Genomic DNA, 20,581 nt, shown 5'->3' on the forward strand with positions numbered 1-20,581 from the left:
TAGGGCGCCGCCGGTGTGCCCAGTGTTCATCGAAATGAGTCAGGTGCTTCGGATACTGGCCGGCAGGGACCTCGTGACCACCTTCTCCATTGAGCCCTACCGCCCGGAGATCCGCCGATATGGGAGTGCTGAAGGCCTGGAAGCCTGCGAACGCTCCTTCTGCGAAGACAGCAGATCCGCACTTGCCTGCCTCAGGCCACTCCGGCAGACGCAACAAGACAGGGCCTTGCTGGCGGCCGCCTTGACCCATCTCTATCTCGACTCTTTGCGCGCTCCTGCCGAAGTCGTCACTGAGGTGCTGACCCGCATGAGCGCGGGGCCGCCCGCTCGGAAGGTGTCACGACGACGTGCGCATGAGGCCCGCAAGGAGCTCATGAACTTGCTGATGGAGGGGCAAGCGCCCTGGCTCGCGCAAATTCGAGGGTTGTATGAAACCCGCACGGCAGACTCCCTCTCAGATTTAGCCGACAATATCGGCATAGTCCGCAGCCTGACCCATATGCATCTGAACAGACGCGGCATAATGCCGGCCGATGAGCAAGTGGGAGCGCTGTGGCTACTGGAGGTTCAGCGACGGCTTCCGAGCCGTCGTCACTCCACATTCGTAGAGTCGTAACCGTCTACTGAGGCGATCGCCCAGGACGAGGCGATCATCGAGCTCACCCTGCGGCTCGGGCGGCGCAAGGCGGCTGAGGTTCCGCAGGCCACCTGGTACCGCAAGAACCGCCAAAGCCCGGCTCCGGTCCGCCCGGTCATGGCGCGCAAGCCGCACCCGGCCGCGCTGTCGCAGGCCGAACGTGAGCGCGTACGCGCCGTGCTCAACGATCGTTCACCGATGGCCCGCCCCGACCGCGACCTCATTCACCCTGCTGGATGAGGACACCTACCTGGCGTCCGTCTCCACGATGCACCGGATCCTGCGGTCGGCCCAGGGCGCGGTGTCGGTGTTGCCACCGGTCTGTTCCCCTGAATGGTCCACGGAGTGGGAATGGCCGCTCCCCGGTATCGGTCGCGGACGACCGTGACGCTGGATGTGCCGCGGAAGGCTGTCGATCCTTCGGCGAATCTCCAGCCCTGGTCGCAGAATCTCCACAGCTGACTGCGGGGAATGCGGTGTTTACGAAGGAGCCATCGGGCGATCCGGTGCCACGCGTGGTGGTCGATCGCGGCGAAGGTCTTCTTGGACACGCCAGGGCGGAAGCAGTTCGCCCACCCCGGCCAGCATCCGGTTCAGTCCCTCAGCAGGGTGCCCAGGCTCTGGTTGAGGGTGTGTCTGTAGGCCCGTTCCGAGATCCGGTCCTTGATCGCCTGGACGGCTTTCGCGGACGGCCTGGTAGGGACGACGAGCTTGGTCGTGCCACGTTTCCACTGGCGGCGGATGTGCTGGCCGAGGAAGCCGAATCCGTCGTCGATGTGGACCACGCGGGTCTTGTCCACTGCCAAGCGCAGGCCGAGCCGGACCAGAACATCCGTGATCTAGCGTCTGCGCCTGGTGCGCTGGTAGTCGGTGGCGCGGATCGTTCGGCCGGGACGGCCAGCGGAGAGGAGAACAACCTGTGCAGCACCGGCCACGGCGAAAGCAGCGACGAGCGGACCCATCGGCGTGACAGCCACCACACCCGCGAGTGAGACCTCCTCGTGCCCGGCGGCCTCCTGATCCAACGGCCGCAGGGTTCGCCGGACGGCGGGCTTCTATCATGAAGGGGTGGTGCCGCAAGCGTCGTCGCAGGTGAAGGGCAACCTTCCTGCTGACGCGATGGAGATCGTCGGCCGCAGGAGAGAACTGTCCGAGGCCAGGCAGTTGCTGTCGGACACCCGCCTGCTCACGCTGACCGGGCCCGGCGGCGTGGGCAAGACCAGACTGGGGTTGCGGGTCGCCGCAGAGGCGCGGCGCGCATTCCCCGACGGGACGTGGCTGGTGGAGCTCGCCCCCCTCCAAGACTCCACCCTGCTGGCACGGACGGTGGCTGTGAGCCTGGGGTTGTGTGACCAGTCGGCCAGGCCGTCGGCGGAAACGCTGGCGAACTATCTGCGTGTCAAGCGACTGCTGCTGGTTCTGGACAACTGCGAGCATCTCCTGGACGCCTGCGCACACCTGGCGAGCCTGCTCCTTTCCACCACCGGGGAGGTGCGCATTCTGGCCACCAGTCGCGAGCCTCTCGGCACGGCAGGCGAAACGCTGCTCGCGGTGCCGCCGCTGTCGGTGCCCGAACCCGGCTGCCGTGGCACCGTCCGCGAGGCGACCACGTACGATTCCGTCAGGCTGTTCGTCGAGCGCGCGCAACTGGCCGTGCCGGGCTTCACGCTCAGTGCCGCAAACAGCGCGACGGTGGTGCGGCTGTGCCAACGCCTCGAAGGCATACCGCTGGCGATCCAGCTGGCCGCGGTGTGGATTGCGGCGCTGTCTCCCGAGCAGATCCTCGAACGGCTGGACAACCGCTACCGCCTGCTGACCCGAGGTTTCCGTACGGCTTTGCCCCGTCACCAGACGCTGCGCGCCGCCATGGACTGGAGCTTCGATCTGTGCTCGCGTCAGGAACAGGCTCTGTGGGCACGCCTGTCGGTGTTCGCCAGCGGGTTCGACCTGGACGCGGTCGAGCGGATCTGCGCCGGCGACCAGGTCGCCGCGGACGAGGTGTTCGACCTCCTCGCCGCGCTGATCGACAAATCGATAGTGGCCCGCGAAAGCCACAATGCCCATACGCGGTACCGGCTGCTGGAGACCGTTCGCCAGTACGGGTATGAACGGCTCGTCGAGTCCGGTACGGAAGCCGAACTTCGCCGTCGTCACCGTGACTGTTTCCGGCAACTGGTCGAGGAGGCCGAGGCGGCCTGGTTCAGCCCGCACCAGGCCGAGTGGCTCAGCAGAATTCGCCTGGAGTTGGCCAACATCCGAGTCGCTCTGGATTTCTGTCTCACCGTCCCCGGCCAAGCGCGGGCCGCTCTGCGCATGTGCGCCGACCTGTACGAATACTGGGTCTTCTACGGGGCGCACAGCGAGGCCCGCCACTGGCTTGACCAGGCGCTCCAGCAGGAGGATGAGCCGAGCCCGGACAGGTTCGACGCCCTCGCGGTGTATGCCACGATCGCGCTCTTGCAGGGCGATGCGGCCGCGGCGCTGCCATTGCTGGCCGAGTGTCGCGACCACGCCCGCGTGGTCGGAGACGGGCACGCGGATGCGCTCACCATGTGTCTTTCCGGGCTGGCCGCGTTCCTCCAAGGAGATCTGGCGGCCGCGGTCCCGCTGTTGAAGGGGGCGCTCGATCGTTACGGTGAACACCACGACGGTCCCGCCCACCGCAGCGATCGAAACAACGCCTTCCTGACCTCTGTCTACCTCTCCTTCGCCGCGACCTTCCTCGAAGATCCACGCGCCCGCGCTTTCGCCGAGAGCTGCCGGAAGACCGCGGAAGCGGCAGGCGCGGAATGGGCCCTGTCGTGGGGGTCATGGGTCGTGGGTCTCGAACGGTGGCAAGCGGGGGACCTCCAGCAAGCCACGAGCCTCTTCCAGGACGCCCTGTCACGGCAGCATGCCCTGGACGACCGGTGGGGGCCGGCCTGGGTTCTGGAAGCGCTGGCCTGGGTCACGGCCGCCGACTGCCGCGCCGCCGAACGCGCGGCCTTCCTGCTCGGTGTCGCGGAGAACCTCCGGCGATTGATAGGAGTGTCACTCTCCGGCTTCCAGCCCTTCGCGGTCGCGCACGACCGGTGCACGGCCGGCCTGCGCGTATCCCTCGGCGACAACGGGTACGAGACAGCCTTCCAGCGCGGCCTGAATCTCGATTTCCACGACGCCATCGCCCATGCTCTCGGCACACGTCCGCTGTCCGAACAGACTGCGCGAGCGATTCCCCCTGCTTCCTCCATACTGACCTCCCGGGAAAGGCAGGTGGCCGAACTCGTGGCGAAAGGCCTGAGCAACAAGGACATAGCCGCCCGCCTGGTCATCGCTCAACGCACCGCTGAAGCACACGTCGCGCACATATTGACCAAGCTCGGGTTCACCTCACGCGCGCAGATAGCAGCGTGGATGCGGGCAGAGGGCGGATCTAGCCCGTAGCAGACGCGTTTGCGATTCGCGGGGGCTTTCGTGTCGGCATTGCAGGCGGCGAACAGCGCTCCGACACGATCTGGCCGGCACGCTCCTCGGCCTGTGCTGCTTGCCGTCCTGGTCACCCTCTGCCGACGTCTTCGGCAGCGCGCCGCCGTGTTCACGAGCTGCGTCCCACGCCGGCCCTCGCGGTCGAAGGGCAGCGTGACGGCCCTGTCGTCCTCGTCCGCGTCCGCGCACCGCCGCGCCGCGACCGCTCCGGCGGGACGACCCAGAGCCTCAATGTCAGCGGCCTCGGCAACTCAGCCACCCTCAACTCCGCACCGTGGGCGGGCACGCCCATCGGCGGTATCAGACCGCTCTCCTCCTGGCATCAGAGGCGCGACGGGCGACGTCGCGACATGCTGCCCGTCGAGCAGGTGCCTGTGATCGACGTGGCGGCGCAGGCGCTCGACGGCGCCTTCGACGCAGCCGTGGGCCCGGACGGATGTTTACCCGCCCTCTTTGATTCGGCTTGCTGGTGGAGCGATCATCGTGCGCTTCCCCGTTCCAGCGCCCCTCGGCAGACGACACGAAAGATCACCTGTGCTGCTCCGGGGACACACAGTGACCTGCGAAAGGGACGATCTACCGCATGCTGTCGCGCTTATCAGCGGTTTCAGGTGTGATCTCCGGGGCGGCGTTTCTCGCGGCGAAACCCGTCCCTGTCTCCGTGCCCACCGAGGTCGGCCTTCCCTCTGGCGCGTACCAGTATGACGCCACCGAACTGAGGCCGGGCGACTGCATCGACCCCGTGCCTGACAACTTCCCGATGACGGTCGTTCCGTGCGATCAGCCGCACGTGGCGGAGTTCGCGACCACCTATGTCATCCCCGATGGGCCCTTTCCAGGAATGGGTGACATGCAGCGTCTGGCCGAGTCCGGGTGCACGCCGAGAATGCGGCTGGTTGAGGCGAGGAAGGACGAGGTCATCGTGAGCGGCCTGGTGCCGTCGCAGGAGGACGGAGCAGGGGGAGGTGCCGGCCGACTGCGAGTTCTACCTGGGCATGGACATCCTGTCCGGCCGAAGCAGGACGCTACGGCGCGTCAGCGGACCCGGACGGGCAGGGTGTGCAGCCCCCGGATGAGGGTGCTGGTGCGCCACTGCAGGACCGGCGAGCCCAGCTCGATGCCGGAGAAGCGGTCGAGCAGCTTCCCGATGGCGATCTGCGCCTCCAGCCTGGCCAGCGGCGCGCCCACGCAGTAGTGGATGCCGTGGCCGAACGCCAGGTGGCCGCCGCTCTGCCTGGTGAGGTCGAGCCGGTCGGGATCGGGGTAGCGGTCCGGGTCGCGGTTGGCGGCCAGCAGGGAGATGAAGACGAACTCGTTTGCGGGGATCTCGACGTCGCCGACGCGGATCGGCTCGGTGGTGAAGCGCAGGGTCGCGATGTTGATCGGCCCGTCGTAGCGCAGGAACTCCTCCACCGCGCCCGGCAGCAGGGAGGGGTCGGCCCGCAGCGCGGCCTGCTGGTTCGGGTTGCCGATCAGGGCGAGCACGCTGTTGGCGATCAGGTTCACCGTGGTCTCGTGACCCGCCACGAGGAGCAGGAACGCCATGGACACCACTTCGTCCGCTGTCAGCCGGTCGCCCTCGTCGGAGGCGTGCACGAGCTCCGATAGCAGGTCCTCGCCGGGCGCGGCCCGCTTGGCGACGACGAGGCCCGTCAGGTAGGCCAGCATCCACGCATGGGCCGCGCGCATCTCCTCGGCCGACGAGGCCGCCACGAAGGGGGCGGTCCAGGTCCTGAACTCGTCGTGGTCCGCGGCCGGGATGCCGAGCAGCTCGCAGATGACGGCGATCGGCAGGGGGAAGGCGAACGACTCCATGAGGTCGCTCTCGCCCGCCCCCGCCATGCCGTCGAGCAGGCCGTCGGTGATCTGCTCGATGCGCGGGCGCAGCCGTGACACCGTCCTGGCGGTGAACGCCTTGTTCACCAGTTTGCGCAGGCGCGTGTGGTCGGGCGGGTCGGAGTTGAGCATGTGGGCCGACAACGACGAGGCGTACGGCCCCGCCGTCCCCGGTGGGAACAGCTCGACCGCCCTGGCGCTGTCCTTGGCCAGCCTGGGGTCGTTGAGCAGCTCCCTGGCCTCGGCGTACCTGGTGACCAGCCAGACCCTGAGCCGCCGGTGCGCGAGCGCGGGCCGCACCGGCCCCGCCTCGCGCACGCTCCGGTAGGTCGGATGCGGGTCCTGGAAGAAGGCCCGGTCGAGGTTGAGTGCCGGGTCCGTGACCGATTCGCCGTACTGCAACATTCGCCTCTCTCCAGCTCGGCGGGCGCCCGCCGAGACCTCCGTACGATCTCCGCTACCGTCGGGCGGGCAGGTCGTCTGTCACCTCGTCGATGAGGCCGGCCAGCTCGCCCGGCCGCGACAGGAACGGAGAATGGCTCCCCGGCAGGTGCCTGACCACCTCGGCCATCGTGAGCTGCTACGCGCGCTCTGTGGCCTGAGCCGCGCGACGGCCGCCTCCGCCTCCCCCGACGTGCTCGGCAGGTCCACCGTGGACGTGCGCCAGCCGCGTTCTTCCAGCTTGGGTACGAGCCGATCCCAGCACGACGGTCCGTGCCAGGCGCCGTGCACGAGCACCAGCGTCTCCTTGTTCACCACGTTCTCCCCCGTTTTCGCATGCCACCCGGTCAGGATAGAAGGGCCGCCTATACGCGCCGCATATCCGGCATTGAGGCGATGTCAGCGCGACAATGATGCGACCGTCGTCCAGGACCGGCACACGATCGGCGATCTGGATCATTGATGGCCGGCGGACGATCACCCGGTAACCCGATCCGGGTCGTTACGCCAGGCCGGCGCGTGTCCTTCATGCCCGCTCTGCCCACCACGCGGCCCAGGCGAACGCTTCTGCGGCTGCTTGGCACGTTTGGCCCGCGCTGCCGGACCATCCGATCCCGGCGGCATCGAGGACACCTCTAGCTGGACCGGACCCAAGATCCGCAACCCTGAGGAGGCCGAGCGAGGGTGACGCGGTCCGGCGCTGGGTCCGGCGATGTGGCGGCCGATGCCGGCCCTGAGAGCGCGGGGCGGTTCCTGGCCCCCACGTGCTCATCCGGCCTTGAGCCAGCTCATCATCGGGCGGAGCGTGGCACCGGTCTTCTCGACAGGGTTCTCGGCCAGCTCGTCACGGTAGCGCTGGAACTCCTTCTGGCCGCTGTCGAACTCCTCGACCAGCTCGCGGGCGAACGACCCGTCCTGGATCTCGCCCAGGATGCGGCGCATCTCCTGACGGGTCTCGTCGGTGATGACGCGCGGGCCGCGGGTGTAGCCGCCGTACTCGGCCGTGTCGGAGACCGACCAGTACATCTTCGAGATGCCGCCCTCGTACATGAGGTCGACGATGAGCTTCATCTCGTGCAGGCACTCGAAGTAGGCGACCTCGGGCTGGTAGCCGGCCTCGATCAGGGTCTCGAAGCCCGCCTTGATGAGCTCGGAGATGCCGCCGGCCAGTACGGCCTGCTCACCGAACAGGTCGGTCTCGGTCTCCTCGGTGAAGGTGGTGCGCAGCGCGCCGGCGCGGGTGCCGCCGATGCCCTTGGCGTAGGAGAGGGCGAGGTCGAGCGCCTTGCCCGAGGCGTCCTTCTCGACGGCCACGAGCACGGGTACGCCGCGACCGGCCTCGAACTGCCGCCGCACGAGGTGGCCGGGGCCCTTGGGGGCGACCATGCACACGTCGACGCCCTCGGGGGCCTCGATGAGGCCGTAGCGGATGTTCAGGCCGTGGCCGAAGAACAGCGCGTCGCCCTCGACGAGGTTGGGGGCGACGTGCTCGGCGTACAGGTGGCGCTGGATGTGGTCCGGCGCGAGGATCATCGTGAGGTTGGCCTCCTCGACCGCCTCGGCCGGGGTGAGCACGCGCAGGCCGTCGTTCTCGGCCTTCTCCCGGCTCTTGGAGCCCTCGGGCAGGCCGACGCGCACGTCCACGCCGGAGTCACGCAGGGAGAGCGCGTGGGCGTGGCCCTGGCTGCCGTACCCCAGCACGGCCACGTGGCGTCCCTGAATGATCGACAGGTCGGCCTGGTCGTCGTAGTAAATCTCGGTCACTTGCTCAAAACCTTTCAGGCGGCACGGTCCAGCCCTCCTGAGGGCCGGTCATCAATGGACGCGGCTGGTGACAGCCGAGCCGGCCCTACTGGAAGTCACATCCAGGGTTGGGGGCATCGGTGGAAAGGGACGTGCCGTGGGGCATGATGTAGACGACATCGAGAACAACGGGCTTCTTGCCGAGATTGCGACCAATGTGCACGTATTTCGAGCCGCCCGGCTCGGTGATGGTGCTGCCCTTCTTGTAGACACCATCCGACTTGCACGAGGAGTCGAAGTGGCTCAGCGTGCCGTTCTGGACGACGCCGAAGATGGCGTGCTGGTGGTAGTGCCAGCCAGTACTCTGCCCCGGGGGCAGAGTGATCCGCCGGACGATGTAGTCCATGCCGTTCAGAGTGCTTTGCGAGATCACCACGCCGGTGACTCCCGAGCCGCCCGGGGTCGCGGAGGCGGGGCTTGCGATGAGAGAACCACCGGCGATCACGCCTGCGGTCAACCCTCGAAGAAGCAACTTACGCACGTACTCTTGCCTTTCCTTGATTTTTGGCATCACTGTTCTGCCGTGAAGTTCTGTGTGGCTGGTAGTCGGTCCTGCCGGGACCGTCCGGAGTGGTCTGTGAGGATTCAGCGCAGGCGTACGGGCAGCGCGGAGAGCCCGTTCATGATCATGGAGGTGTTCCGGGTCAGGGTGCCGGGATCGGCGTCGAGCCGCAGGCCGGGGAACCGGTCGAGGAGCGCGCCCATGGCGATGCGGGCCTCGACGCGGGCGAGCGGCGCGCCCACGCAGTGGCGCACACCGTGGCCGAAGGCCGTGTGGACGGCACCCAGACGGGTGAGGTCGAGCTGGTCGGGCTCGGGGAAGTGGGCCGGGTCGCGGTTGGCGGCCTGCAGGGCGACGACGACGCTCTCTCCCGCTTTGATGGTCACATTGACTCCCCATAACTGCTCCGGCTCCCGCCGGCATGAGGAGGGGAGCCGATCAAGCGTGTCCTTTTCGTAGACCCCAGTAGCTTGCTGGGAGGCGTTATACGCTGCGCATATTCCTCATGGACGGTGAGAGAGCGTGGCCCGTCGCCCAGTTCCTCGAAGGAGTCGATGAGGAAAACCGCGCCGGAGACGCCGGAGAACGGCTCCGCGAACCGCTCCAGGTGTCCGCGCTCTGGTGATCGCCGGCCCGTGGAGGTGCCATACCCGCCGTTGCGTGGCAGAGGCGTCTCCCGCGAGCTTGTGTGACAGCGTCGACTTGCCGGCACCTGCGGATCCACGGATGAAGAGGAGATCCAGGCGCCGGCGATCAGCTTCAGCCGTTCCAGCCGGAACCGCTCGCGTTCGGCGGCCTCGCCCGGGACCCCCGCCAGCGCCGTACCCGTCCTCGCGAGCAACATCATGTTGCGGCGTACCGAGATCCATCCGCGCGCCGGCGCAATCGAGGCCGGGCGGGCCGAGAACGGTGAACCTGCAGGCGGGCGACCGCGACCGCCCGCATATGAGGATCTCGCTGCGACATCAACTTGTATGCAACTCCCATGTGGTTGCTGGCTAGCGTTTTCCCGTGAGGTTTCCCGGCCCTGTGACCATTCAGCCCATCCACCTGTTCGACGGCCCGTCCTGCGCGAGTCGGCCCAGCCGGTGATCGACTCCGACGCCGAACGCCGGATGAACGTCGTCGCCAAGGGCTACAGCTCACATGGTGACCCCGTCCAGATCTTCGGAAGCGGCCGGCTTGCCCGCTGCGTGCAGCAGGAGACCGACCACCTGGATGGGGTGCTCTTCCTCGACCGGGTGGATGCCCGGAGGCGCAGGGTGGGGGCGATCCGCTCGGCGGGATGGTACGACGAGGCCACCCCGCCGCAGATCAAGGTCAGCCCGCAATGATCGGCCTCACCTGCTCTCGGCCGGGGAACGAGGGCGGGCCGCCCGCGGCGGTGGGAACAGTCGCGAAAGCCATGAATTGCACGCTCAGCGCCTTTGCGCAACAAATTTGGAGCCAGTTCTATGTACATCCACAGCTCCCGCCATGAGGCACGAGAGGAAACCAGCCAGAAACTCGGCGAATCAGGATGGGGGCAGCCGCCGGCCGGGCTCCCGCATTTCGAGCGGGGAGAACTGCCCGTCACTCTTCAGGGCCGGGCTCTGCTGCCGGAGGATGACGGATATTCGGACGAGACCCGTACCTACAATCTGAGGATCGACGTCCGGCCGGGCGTGGTCATCGCCGCGGCGTCGGCGCGGGATGTGCAGCCCGCGGTGCGCTTGGCAGCGGCCAAGGGCGCGCCGATCGCCGCCATGGCCACCGGGCACGCGATGCAGCCGGTGCCGATCGGGCCGGACGCGGTGCTGGTCAGCACCCGGGCCATGCGCGGAATCACGGTCGAGGCCGAGGCACGGACCGCCCGGATCGAGGCTGGAGTGACCTGGGGCGAGGCCGTGGCCGAGATAACCAAGTTCGGGCTCGCGCCGTTGAACGGGGCCAGCCCCAGCGTGGGAGTCGTCGGCTTCGTGCTGGCCGGCGGGCACAGCCCCACGCTCGGCAGGGCCTACGGATACGCCGCCGACCACGTCAACAGTATCGAGGTGGTCACTGCCGACGGAAAGCTACGCACCGTCACCGCGGTCAGCGACCCTGAGTTGTTCTTCGGCCTGCGCGGCGGGAAGGGGAACTTCGGTATCGTCACCGCTGTCGAGATCGAGCTCTTCCCGATCACCACCCTGTACGGGGGCTCCATCTTCTTCCCCGGCAAGAGCGCCACTGCCGTGCTCGACGCCTACCGTGAATGGGTGAAGACCGTCCCGGACAGCATGTCGTCCTCCGCCGCGCTGTTGCGGATGCCGGACGCTCCGACCCTGCCGGAGCCGCTACGCGGCAAGCAGGTGGTCAGCATCCGTATCTCTTGCACAGACCCCTCGGAGAACGCCGCCGCATTGGTCGAGCCGCTGCGCACCGTCACGACACCGATCATGGACACGGTGCGGGAGATGCCGTACGCCGACTGCGCCTCCATCCACTCCGACCCGGTAGATCCGACCGCCGTCCTCGAGCGCGCCGGGCTCCTGCGCGAGCTCACCCCCGAGACCGTCGACGCGCTGGTTGCCGTCACCGAAGAAACGACGGCTCCTCCGGACCTGCTGGAGATCCGGCACCTGGGCGGAGCATTCGCCCGTCAGCCTGGCGTGCCGAACGCGATCTCGTACCGGGACGCCGCGTTCACGCTCTTCATCGCCAACATCGGAGGGTCGATCGACGCCAACGCGATCGAATCCGCCCAGACAATGGCCATCGAACGACTACGGCCATGGTGCACCGGCTACACGCTTCTCAGTTTCATGTCCGACGCCGACACGACGGAGCAGGGCTATACGCCAGAGGTCTACCGCCGATTGGCCTCGCTGAAGCAGCGTGTTGATCCGTTCAATCTGTTCCGGCTCAACCACAACATCTGTCCCGAAGTCTGACCGAGCCTCTTGCGAGGAGTGCTTCCACCTCTGCCGGCCGTTCCTGGTCGAGAAAGTTTTCGCGCCGGACGGCCAGAGCAGAGAGGGGGCAGCAGTCGGGCTCCAACGAGAACACGACCCGAAGCGTTGCCGCTCCCCTCGCGCAGGCATGTCAGTCATTCGCTCCGCTGCTGCCGTCACCGGCACCTGAGCACGCGTGCTCGGCTTCTCCGGCGAGCGGCCCGGCGCCGACAGTCCCGGCGCCGGCCGCCCAAGGCTATCGGGTGTGGCCAGCACCTCGGAGAAGCCCTCGACCCCGAACTTCGCCGTCTGGTACGCGCCCAACCCCGGCGTGCCGGCCCACGCGCCCGCCGATGGAGGAGAACTGCACGAAGATCCCCGACTGCTGCGCGCGCAGGACGGGCAGCGCGGCGCGCGTGACGTTCACGACGCCGAAGAGGTCGGTCTCGATCTGCGCGCTGTTGCCGTAGCCGGCGTTGTTGACGACCACGTCGAGGAGGCCGAAGGCGCCGGTGGCCTCCCGCGCGGCGCGGACGGCCGCGGCGTCGGTGACGTCCAGCGCGACGGCCCTGATCCGCTCGCCGTAGCGGGCCACCAGGTGGTCGAGCTGCTCGGGACGGCGCGCGGTGGCGACTACCTGCTCGCCCGCTTCGAGGACAGCGTCGGTGAGTCGGCGTCCGAGGCCGCGCGATGCTTCAGTGATCAACTATGTCCTGGTCATTGATGTCTCCTCCGTTGAGGCGTTCCTTGAATGGGTGAGGTCAGCGGCCCAGCCCCCGTACAGTGATCTCCTGCAGGATCCAGTCGTTGCCGTCAGGGTCGGAGAACGCGGCGAAGGACCCGTGACTGGCCCGCTGCGGATGCGCGCCGGAGACCCGCTCGCGGCCGCCGGCGTGGTGGAAGGCGCCGGTGGCGTCGTGGAACGGCTCCGTGACCTCGACGCCCCGGCCGGCCAGCTCCTTAAGGGCCTGCTCGATGTCCTCCACGATCAGGCGCAGCCCCTCCGCCGAGCCGGGCGCGGAGTCCAAGACACCGTCGCCGAGGATGATCGAGCACGCGTTCTAGCGGGTGGCGCGGGCGGCGTTCTCGATGACGCCGGCCACGGTCCGGGTGGTTTTGTTCGCGGGAACTGACCGCACTTGCTCGTGAGTTGTGACCGCGCCTCGAGCGGCTGGAGGAGGTCCGGGGTGCCGCGGGAGTGAGCGGAACGATGCTCCCGTCTGACGCGGTCATCGAGCGGGGCTCGGCGAGCGGAGAGGGCGATACGTGAGCGTTTGGGCCTCGATCGGCGGGCGCCGATCGAGGCCGTGGTCGCTCGTCAGGTGCTGTTTCCGTGATCGGTGGTTGGGCCGATGGCTGTACAGACCCGTGGCGGGCCCGGCGCTGGCCCGCATGGCGTGGTGTGTCGGCATGCGGGCCGTGTGCGCGTGGGTCACTTCGCCTGGAAGCCGCCGTCGATGTTCAGGATCGCGCCGGCCACGAACGACGCCTTGTCGGACAGGAGCCAGTGGATGCCCTCGGCGATCTCCTGCGGCTGGCCCATGCGCCCGATCGGGTGCATCGCGATGATGGTCTCCTCGTCGTACTGGCCGAGCGTGATGGCTCGCGCGATGATGTCGGTCTTGATCGCGCCGGGGGCCACCGCGTTCACGCGCACGCCTTGGGAGGAGTATTCGAGGCCCGCGGTCTTGGTCAGCCCGACGACCGCGTGCTTGGTGGCCGCGTACGGGCCGCTGTACGGGATGCCGTTGAGGCCCGCGATGGAGGCGAGGTTGACGATGGCGCCCCCGCGGCCGCCGGCGAGCATCTCCTTGATCTCGCGCTGCAGGCACAGGAACAGGCCCATCACGTTCGTCGACAGCATCTCCTGGAACTTCACCGGGTCCGCGTCGGCGATCGCTGCCGTCTCGTGGGCCAGGCCGGCGTTGTTGACCGCGTAGTCCAGGCGGCCGTACTCGGACAGGACGGAGTCGAACAGGGCGGTGATGCTCTGCGGCGAGTCCATGTCCGCCACCACGAACGACGCGCTGCCGCCGTCCTTGGTCAGCTCCACGACTGCCTGCTTGCCGACGTCCTCGCGTCGCCCGCTCAGGACGACGTGCACGCCGTCGGCGATCAGCAGCTTCGCGGTCTCCTTGCCGATGCCGGTGGCGCCGCCGGTGATGACGGCAATCTTCTTGTCGCTGTTCATGATGGGTTCTCCTTTGAGTGATCGTTGATCGCACGTGTTGTGCGCTTCCCTCGGCCGCTAACAGACCGGCGGGCTCTTGCGATGAAGTTAACGTACCGCCGGTCTGATGTCAAAAGACCGAGGGTCTGTAAGATGGAGGCATGTCCACCTTCCAACGGGCTCGCAGCGAAGAGCAGCGTGAGGCCCGCAGGCGAGCGATCCTCGACACCACGGCTGCGATGCTGAATGAGATGCCAGTCGCCGAGGTCAGCCTCAACGAGCTGAGCAGACGCGTCGGCCTGGCCAAGTCCAACGTCCTGCGCTACTTCGAATCGCGCGAAGCCATCCTGCTGGAACTGCTGGACCGCGCATGGAAACAGTGGATCGACGACCTGCCCGACCGCCTGGCCGCCGAGGTCAGCGAAGGCGGCCCCACGGGAGAGCGCGGCGACCAACTGGCCGCAGTCCTCACCCGATCACTGGAGGAACGCCAGGTGCTGTGCGACCTCCTCAGCGCGCAAGCCGGCGTGCTGGAGCGCAATCTTTCCGCCGACCTGGCCGGCCACTGGAAGAGGACGGCCATCGGGAACGTCGACGCCATGGCCCGCCTGATGCGACACCACCTGCCCGAACTGGGCGACCGCGCCCAGACCTGGTGCGCTCAGGCCATCATGGTCGCCGCCGCAGTCTGGACCCATGCGCGCCCGTCCGCGGCCATGCTCGACGCCTACGAGGCCGATCCATCCCTGGCGGCGCTGCGAATGGACTTTGCTCCTACCTTGCAGGACATGCTGTCCGCCTTGATCGCCGGCACCCTGACCCGCGCCGCCACACCCTGAGAGGGCCGACCCGGCACTTCTTCTCGATCGCACGGCCCGCCATCCCCGGCGTTCAGATCGACCTTGGGCGAGGGCAGGAGGACGCTCCTTCATCACGAAGCGCTGGACGTTGGCCGGGATGTTGAGGTCCAGGATCGTGATGACGTCCCAGCTCAGCTTGTCCGCCTTGATGTAGAGGTCGGCTCCCTTGCCGCCGCTGGGCAGGGTGAACGGGGTGGGGTCGAGGGCGTCGGGCAGCGTCGAGCCGGGGTACTTGTTCGTCAGCTTCAGGGCGGTCTCACCTGGGGCGGGCAGGAAGGCGGCCACGTACACCAGCGCCTTGACCTGGGGTCGTTCGCGCCGGCCACGCTCATGACCGAGCCGCCGTAGGAGTGCCCGACCAGGATCGTGGGACCCTCGACATGGTCGAGCACGCTGCGCGGAGCGGCCGCGTCCTCGGCCGGTCCGCGCAGCGGGTTGGCCGCGGCGACGACGGGGTAACCGTCCTTGCGCAGCTCCTCGATCACTCCGTTCCAGCTGGAGGCGTCGGCGAACGCGCCGTGCTCCAGCACGACGGCCGGCTTGCCGGTCGTGGCGGCGTTCGCGGGCGCGGCGACGGCGAGGACGCCGAACGCGAGACCCGCCGCTACTCCTGACAAGAGCGGCCGCTTGATGCTGACCATGAGGCTTCCCTTTCCACAGGTTCGAGAGGTGCCGCTTTCACTCTCGAACGCGAGGGCATCCGTCACATCCGTCATATGACGGTCAGCCGCGACAGGCCGGAGAGCCCACCGGCGGTCCGCGCCGGGAAGCGTTTAGCCATTCGACTCATGAGCCCGTGCCAGAACGCGCCGGCGAGGCCGGACCGCGCCGCTCCGGCCACCCGCCGGAGCCCGCGATCCACGGCCGGTCGTAGCGGACGGCACTGTCACCTCTCGCCGTCACGTGACTGATGTGCCGTGCCCGCCGGGCGGACGATAGTGGGGCACTGCTCAGCAGACCCCTACCTCAGCGATGGGAATCATGAAAGACTTCTGGCCCTCCTGGCGGCCGGCGTGCCTGACGGCGATCAGCGCCGCGGCGAATCACTGGCGGCAGCACGTCGAGCAGCAGTTCGCGCGCCCGCTCACCGCCGGCCACCAGCCTGACGGACAGGCGGCTGGTCGTGCCGGATCGGCTTGCTGGACGATCACGCAACTATAACCGCCTACGAGATCCTCACCGGGCGGCGGATCATCGACATCGGCGGTGCCTCCGGGATCGGCCTGGAGACGTAAAGGCGCTGCGGGGCGTGGGAGCCGAGGTCACCGTCGCGACCCGCAACCCCACCGGCGGCCAGCGAGCCTTGGACCTGAGCGATCTCGGCTCGGTGCTGCTCGCCGGTTCCCCGCTGCTGGACGGCGTGACGGGCCGATTCTTCTCCTCGGAGAACCAGCAGGCCGAGGTGGTGCGGGGCGGTCCGGGCGCGGCCGCAGGCGTCGCCGCCTGGTCGGTGGACCCGGCCGCCGCGGACCGTCTCTGGGCCTACGCGCTCACAGCGACAGCGGACCACTGAACCGAGGCGTCGTCACCGGCACGTCCCAGCCGAGCTCGCCGATCGCCTCCACCTCGGCACGCATCCGACAAGGCGGCCGTCATCAGCGTGGCCGGGCCGCTGTCGAGAGAAACCCCGGAGGCCAAGTCCGCGCCGCACCGATCACGAGTACGAGTTCGCCGACGGCCGTCGGGCGCCCCCCGGGGGGTCGACAGGCACAGGAGCGTCACCATGTCCGATATATCGCACGAGAAGCTTGGAGCACCATTCATGACTACTGTGATGCTTGTGCACGGCGCCTGGCACCAGCCGAGCAGTTGGGCCCGGCTCGAGGCCGAGTTGCACGCTCTCGGCTATGGCACGCGCACGCCGGGGCTCCCGAGCGCCGGCGAACATCCCACCGCAGGCATGCATGACGATGCCGCCGTACTGGCTGCGGAGCTGGCGTCGATCGCAGGACCGGTCATGCTTCTCGGGCATTCCTACGGGGGCATTCCGATCACCGAGGCCGCCGCCCGAGCGAGCAATGTTGTTCGGTTGATCTACCTGGCCGCCTACATGCCGGACAAAGGACAGTCGATGTACGCCATCCACGGCCTCCCCGACCCCGAAGACACAAGCGGCCTGTTCCCGCGCAGCGACGAACCGCGTGTCTCGCTCTACGGCGATCTGCCCGATGAAGAGGCCGAGCAGGCGGTGAGCAAGCTGGTCAACCAGACCATCCGATCGTTCGCGGAGAAGGTCGACGTAGCCGCCTGGCGGAGCATCCCGTCCACTTACATCATCACGGAGCAGGACAAGGCCATCCCTCTCGCACTGCAGGAGCAGATGGCAGCCCAAGCGGCCGAGACCCGCCGGCTCCCTGGCGGTCATTCGCCGTTCCTGTCCCAGCCACGCCGGCTGGCCACCCTCATCGACGAGATCGTACGGTCGACCTGAACCCTTCCGGAAGGCCGTCTCGCTGACGTTGCCGGCTCGTAGCGACGTGTCCAAGAAGACAGAGATCCTCGTACTGCGGCACCTGGGTCACGGAGTCAGCGGTGCGACGATCCGCCGAGCCCTGAAACGGGCGCGCTTGCGTCCGGCTCCGCGACAGGGCGATGACCGTTGGCGTGATTTCCTTCGTGCCCATGCTGCGAGCACGCCGGCTTGTAATTCTTCACGGTGGACACCGTCACGCGGAGTTCGAGCTCCCACTGACAATTCCGACGTGATCCGGCTGCCGACGGGCCGGATCGAGGTAGAGATCACCACGCCCCATCTCCTGTACCTGATCGCGGCCACAGGCGGCGTCGGAGCCCAGCCATCGAGCACAGCATAACCTCAGGTCAAACCCCGTGAAACAAGAGTCGGCACCTATATACCCTGAGGGCGCGAGTGCTGTGCGACCGTCGAAGCTTCCGGACTGCGAACGGTCTCACCATGCGAGGCCACTCCCTGCCACCAGTGAGAAATTGCCGAGGCCTTTGTGCTCGTGGCATTATCCGCGCTGGTGAAAGGATGTGTTGGTGATGCCGAGCCTCGAAGGCGCGCCCGCCGAGTTGGTCAACCGGATCAGTGAGCGGGAAGCGCTCATCGGGTTTCTCAAGGCCGTTCGCGAGGGTACGGGACGAGCCCTTGTCCTGAGCGGGGACGCTGGGCTCGGCAAGACCGCACTGCTCGACGATATGGCCGCCAGGGCGCACGGGTTCAGGGTGCTGCGGGTGTCGGGCATGCAGTCGGAGATGGAGTTGGCCTTCGCCGGGCTGCACCAGCTGTGCAGCCCGATGCTGGAGCGGGTCGAGGTGCTGCCCAAGCCACAGCAGCTGGCTTTGCGGACCGCGTTCGGGTTGGCGGAGGGTCCGCCTCCGGCACGGTTCCTGGTAGGGATGGCCGTCCTCAGCCTGCTGTCGGAGGTCTCCAGGGAGCGGCCGCTGCTCTGCGTGGTAGATGATCTGCATTGGCTGGACCGGGCGTCGGCGCAGGCACTCGGCTTCGTCGCGCGAAGGCTTGGGGCCGACCCGATCGGCATCGTGTTCGGGGCGCGAACTCGGACCGACGAGGTGGCCGGCGTTCGCGAGCTACGCCTCGACGGGCTGGCCGATCAGCACGCGCACGAACTGCTCACCGCCGCGCTGACGGGGCCGCTCGACACGCGAGTACGGGATCAGATCGTGGCCGAGACGCGGGGCAATCCGCTGGCATTGTTGGAGCTGCCGCGGACGATGTCCCGCGAGGAACTGGCCGGCGGGTTCGGATTTCCGGGAACGGCTCCGCTGTCGGGACGGATCGAGGAGAGTTTCGCCCGCCAGTTGGATGCGCTGCCCGGCGACACCAGACTGCTGATCTGCCTGGCTTCGGCCGAGCCCTCGGGCGACGCGAAGCTGATCTGGCGGGCCGCCGGCCTCCTCGGGATTTCTCACTTGGCGGCCCGGCCCGCGACGGAGTCGGGACTCGCCGATTTCGGGCATCGGATCAGCTTCCGGCATCCGCTGCTCCGAAGGGCCGCCTACCGGTCGGCGACGGCCGAGCAGCGGCGCGCTGTGCATCGAGCGCTGGCCGAGTCGACCGATCCGATCGACGATCCGGATCGCCGGGCATGGCATCGGGCGCAGTCGACGGACGGGCCGGACGAAGAGGCCGCAGCCGACCTCGAGCGCTCCGCGAGCAGGGCTCAAGCCCGCGGCGGACCCAACGCGGCGGCGGCGTTCCTGGAGCAGGCCGCTGCCCTGACCGTCGACCCGGCGCGCCGGGCCGACCATATGCTCGCCGCCGCTCACGCCAACCTGCAGGCCGGCTCCTACGACCGCGTCCTCGAACTGCTCGCGATCGTGCGGGCGGAACCGCTGACAGAACTGCAGAGCGCCCGCGCGGACCTGCTGCGTGGGAATGTCGCCTTCGCCTCCGGGCTGGGCAGCGATGGCCCGCCGCTGCTGCTGAAGGCGGCCAAGCGACTCGAACCGCTCGACCTCGACCTGGCTCGCGAGACCTACCTCAACGCGTGGATGGCCGCGATGTTCGCGGGTGACCTCGCGATCGGCGGAAGCCTGGCGGACGTGTCTCAAGCCGCCCGCAGGCTGCCGGTGTCGGCGCACCCGGATGAGGCCGAACTCGTCCTCGACGCGTTGGCGCAGGTGATCGTGGAGGGCCCGGCCGCCGCGGCACCGGTCATGCGGAGAGCGGTCAGCGCGATCGTCGACGCCTCCCTCACCCCGGACGAGGTACTGCGCTGGGGCTGGTTCGCGCACGCCGCCGCAGTCGGCAGCTGGGACTTCACCAACTGGCGCTTCCTCCTCGAACGGGAGCTCAAGGTGCTGAGAGCGGTGGGCGCGTTCGACCTGCTGCCCATCGTGCTGGCCACGCTGGGAACCGTGACCGCCTGGTCGGGCGAATTCGCGGCGTCCGCGGCCATGTTCGCCGAGGCCGAGACGGTCTGCGAGGCGACCGGAGCACCCGCAGCCGCCTTCGGCCCGACGATGCTCGCCTGTCTGCGCGGCGATGAGGAGAAGGCTGTCCCGCTCATCCACTCGATGATCGCCGAGGTCGCGGTGACCGGCCAGGGCATGAGCGTTACGTACGCCAACTGGGTGGCAGCGGTCCTCTACAACGGGCTCGGCCGCTACGGCGAGGCACTGGCCGCCGCCATCGCGTCCAGCGAGAGCTCCTCCGACCTGTTCGTCGCCCTGTGGGCGCTGCCTGAACTGGTCGAAGCCGCCACCCGCACCGGGGACGTCGGGGCCGCCGAAGCGGCCCTCGCCCGACTCGCGGAGTCGACGACGGCCGGCGGCACAGATGTGGGGCTCGGCCTGGAAGCCCGTTCGCGCGCGCTGCTCAGCAACGGAGACGTCGCCGAGCAGCGCTATCTGGAGGCCATCGATCGGCTCGGCCGGACCCCGCTGCGGCCCGAGCTGGGCCGGGCACACCTGCTCTACGGCGAGTGGCTTCGTCGAGACAACCGCCGTGTGGATGCCCGGCACCACTTGAAGACCGCTCACGAGATGTTCACCGATCTGGGGATGAGGGCGTTCGCCGAACGCGCCCGCCGCGAACTGCTGGCGACCGGCGAACGGGTCCGGCAAAGCGCAGTGGAGAGCGAGAGCACCCTCACGGCCCAGGAGACGTTGATCGTCCGCCTCGCGTCCGACGGCCTCACGAATCCGGAGATCGGCGCCCAGATGTTCCTCAGCGCTCGCACCGTCGAGTGGCATCTGCGCAATGTCTTCGGAAAACTCGGCATCACCTCCCGCCGCCAACTCGCCGCTGCCCTGAAACAGAACGGCGATCTGCCGGACCGCTAGATCCGGGACTCGCCCCTGCCAGTTCGCACCCAGGCTCGCGGGTGTGGCACCAGGCGGGCCGAGGATGACATGCCCGAACTCCTCGCTCACCGCCTGGAACAGCTTGAGATCCCAGGCATGTGTCGTCGATGAGTTCAGCGCAAGCTCCAAGGGGGCGTCGGTGATCCGGACACGGCGTCGGCGGGT

The 20,581-nt window shown here is 68.2% G+C and carries 17 protein-coding genes and 2 pseudogenes; 8 read left to right on the forward strand and 11 right to left on the reverse strand.

All coding sequences use genetic code 11. From position 1 onward, the window contains the following. The first annotated feature begins 22 nt into the window (after nt 1-22). Entirely contained in the window at nt 23-616 is a 594-nt protein-coding gene (locus ACIBI9_RS06185; protein ID WP_397220863.1) for a thiopeptide-type bacteriocin biosynthesis protein, read from the forward strand. A gap of 245 nt (nt 617-861) precedes the next feature. On the opposite strand, the pseudogene ACIBI9_RS06190 reads toward ACIBI9_RS06185, so the two are convergent. Together ACIBI9_RS06190 and ACIBI9_RS06195 are read right to left on the reverse strand one after the other, a co-directional pair. Then, nucleotides 862-1,203, reverse strand: a pseudogene (locus ACIBI9_RS06190) (group II intron maturase-specific domain-containing protein); the annotation flags it as partial. A gap of 27 nt (nt 1,204-1,230) precedes the next feature. Continuing rightward, nucleotides 1,231-1,437 carry a hypothetical protein gene (locus ACIBI9_RS06195; protein ID WP_397220864.1) on the reverse strand — a complete coding sequence of 69 codons (207 nt, stop codon included), beginning with the start codon at nt 1,435-1,437 and terminating at the stop codon, nt 1,231-1,233. 268 nt (nt 1,438-1,705) lie between these two features. On the opposite strand from ACIBI9_RS06195, the gene ACIBI9_RS06200 reads away from it, so the two are divergent. Next, entirely contained in the window at nt 1,706-4,060 is a 2,355-nt protein-coding gene (locus ACIBI9_RS06200; protein WP_397220865.1) for an ATP-binding protein, read from the forward strand. A gap of 1,077 nt (nt 4,061-5,137) precedes the next feature. Here ACIBI9_RS06200 and ACIBI9_RS06205 read toward each other — a convergent pair. The 5 genes and pseudogenes from ACIBI9_RS06205 to ACIBI9_RS06225 form a co-directional block, all read right to left on the reverse strand. Further along, nucleotides 5,138-6,343 carry a cytochrome P450 gene (locus tag ACIBI9_RS06205; protein ID WP_397220866.1) on the reverse strand — a complete coding sequence of 402 codons (1,206 nt, stop codon included), beginning with the start codon at nt 6,341-6,343 and terminating at the stop codon, nt 5,138-5,140. Between the two features lie 198 nt (nt 6,344-6,541). Then, nucleotides 6,542-6,697, reverse strand: a pseudogene (locus ACIBI9_RS06210) (alpha/beta fold hydrolase); the annotation flags it as partial. Nucleotides 6,698-7,147: 450 nt separating this feature from the next. Beyond that, the gene (gene ilvC / locus ACIBI9_RS06215; protein WP_397221809.1) at nt 7,148-8,134 is read right to left on the reverse strand and encodes a ketol-acid reductoisomerase; all 987 of its coding nucleotides are present in this window, start codon (nt 8,132-8,134) and stop codon (nt 7,148-7,150) included. A gap of 94 nt (nt 8,135-8,228) precedes the next feature. After that, nucleotides 8,229-8,693 carry a cupin domain-containing protein gene (locus tag ACIBI9_RS06220; RefSeq protein WP_397220867.1) on the reverse strand — a complete coding sequence of 155 codons (465 nt, stop codon included), beginning with the start codon at nt 8,691-8,693 and terminating at the stop codon, nt 8,229-8,231. Nucleotides 8,694-8,767: 74 nt separating this feature from the next. Beyond that, nucleotides 8,768-9,070: a cytochrome P450 gene (locus ACIBI9_RS06225; protein ID WP_397220868.1), complete on the reverse strand. Its 303-nt coding sequence runs from the start codon at nt 9,068-9,070 to the stop codon at nt 8,768-8,770. A 702-nt stretch (nt 9,071-9,772) separates the two neighbouring features. On the opposite strand from ACIBI9_RS06225, the gene ACIBI9_RS06230 reads away from it, so the two are divergent. Further along, nucleotides 9,773-10,018, forward strand: a complete 246-nt coding sequence (locus ACIBI9_RS06230) for a peptide deformylase (protein ID WP_397220869.1) — start codon at nt 9,773-9,775, stop codon at nt 10,016-10,018. Nucleotides 10,019-10,138: 120 nt separating this feature from the next. Beyond that, nucleotides 10,139-11,596, forward strand: coding sequence for an FAD-binding oxidoreductase (locus ACIBI9_RS06235; protein WP_397220870.1), 1,458 nt, complete (start codon nt 10,139-10,141; stop codon nt 11,594-11,596). Between the two features lie 256 nt (nt 11,597-11,852). Here the strand turns inward: ACIBI9_RS06235 and ACIBI9_RS06240 are convergent, their stop codons facing one another. The 3 genes from ACIBI9_RS06240 to ACIBI9_RS06250 form a co-directional block, all read right to left on the reverse strand. Then, entirely contained in the window at nt 11,853-12,302 is a 450-nt protein-coding gene (locus ACIBI9_RS06240) for an SDR family NAD(P)-dependent oxidoreductase (protein ID WP_397220871.1), read from the reverse strand. 55 nt (nt 12,303-12,357) lie between these two features. Next, nucleotides 12,358-12,624, reverse strand: coding sequence for a hypothetical protein (locus ACIBI9_RS06245; protein WP_397220872.1), 267 nt, complete (start codon nt 12,622-12,624; stop codon nt 12,358-12,360). Nucleotides 12,625-13,028: 404 nt separating this feature from the next. After that, nucleotides 13,029-13,787 (reverse strand): SDR family NAD(P)-dependent oxidoreductase, encoded by a 759-nt coding sequence (locus ACIBI9_RS06250; RefSeq protein ID WP_397220873.1) that lies wholly within the window; start codon nt 13,785-13,787, stop codon nt 13,029-13,031. Between the two features lie 140 nt (nt 13,788-13,927). Between ACIBI9_RS06250 and ACIBI9_RS06255 the strand changes: the two genes are divergently transcribed. Then, entirely contained in the window at nt 13,928-14,605 is a 678-nt protein-coding gene (locus tag ACIBI9_RS06255; RefSeq protein ID WP_397220874.1) for a TetR/AcrR family transcriptional regulator, read from the forward strand. A 266-nt stretch (nt 14,606-14,871) separates the two neighbouring features. On the opposite strand, the gene ACIBI9_RS06260 is transcribed toward ACIBI9_RS06255, so the two are convergent. After that, entirely contained in the window at nt 14,872-15,267 is a 396-nt protein-coding gene (locus tag ACIBI9_RS06260; RefSeq protein WP_397220875.1) for an esterase/lipase family protein, read from the reverse strand. 608 nt (nt 15,268-15,875) lie between these two features. On the opposite strand from ACIBI9_RS06260, the gene ACIBI9_RS06265 reads away from it, so the two are divergent. The 3 genes from ACIBI9_RS06265 to ACIBI9_RS06275 all read left to right on the forward strand — a co-directional run bounded on the left by ACIBI9_RS06265 (nt 15,876) and on the right by ACIBI9_RS06275 (nt 20,395). Next, on the forward strand, nt 15,876-16,139 hold the full coding sequence (locus ACIBI9_RS06265; RefSeq protein WP_397220876.1) for a hypothetical protein: 264 nt from the start codon (nt 15,876-15,878) through the stop codon (nt 16,137-16,139). 249 nt (nt 16,140-16,388) lie between these two features. Then, nucleotides 16,389-17,057: an alpha/beta hydrolase gene (locus tag ACIBI9_RS06270; RefSeq protein WP_397220877.1), complete on the forward strand. Its 669-nt coding sequence runs from the start codon at nt 16,389-16,391 to the stop codon at nt 17,055-17,057. Nucleotides 17,058-17,629: 572 nt separating this feature from the next. After that, complete coding sequence (locus ACIBI9_RS06275) at nt 17,630-20,395, forward strand: AAA family ATPase (RefSeq protein ID WP_397220878.1); 2,766 nt, start codon at nt 17,630-17,632, stop codon at nt 20,393-20,395. Nucleotides 20,396-20,581: the final 186 nt, after the last annotated feature.

It is taken from the genome of Nonomuraea sp. NPDC050451 (assembly GCF_044458585.1).

Coding starts and splice junctions, on each gene's coding strand:
- ACIBI9_RS06255 (WP_397220874.1), top strand. CDS start 13,928: ATGTCCACCTTCCAACGGGCTCGCAGCGAAGAGCAGCGTGAGGCCCGC.
- ACIBI9_RS06275 (WP_397220878.1), top strand. CDS start 17,630: ATGCCGAGCCTCGAAGGCGCGCCCGCCGAGTTGGTCAACCGGATCAGT.
- ACIBI9_RS06235 (WP_397220870.1), top strand. CDS start 10,139: ATGTACATCCACAGCTCCCGCCATGAGGCACGAGAGGAAACCAGCCAG.
- ACIBI9_RS06250 (WP_397220873.1), bottom strand. CDS start 13,787: ATGAACAGCGACAAGAAGATTGCCGTCATCACCGGCGGCGCCACCGGC.
- ACIBI9_RS06260 (WP_397220875.1), bottom strand. CDS start 15,267: ATGGTCAGCATCAAGCGGCCGCTCTTGTCAGGAGTAGCGGCGGGTCTC.
- ACIBI9_RS06270 (WP_397220877.1), top strand. CDS start 16,389: ATGACTACTGTGATGCTTGTGCACGGCGCCTGGCACCAGCCGAGCAGT.
- ACIBI9_RS06220 (WP_397220867.1), bottom strand. CDS start 8,693: ATGCCAAAAATCAAGGAAAGGCAAGAGTACGTGCGTAAGTTGCTTCTT.
- ACIBI9_RS06205 (WP_397220866.1), bottom strand. CDS start 6,343: ATGTTGCAGTACGGCGAATCGGTCACGGACCCGGCACTCAACCTCGAC.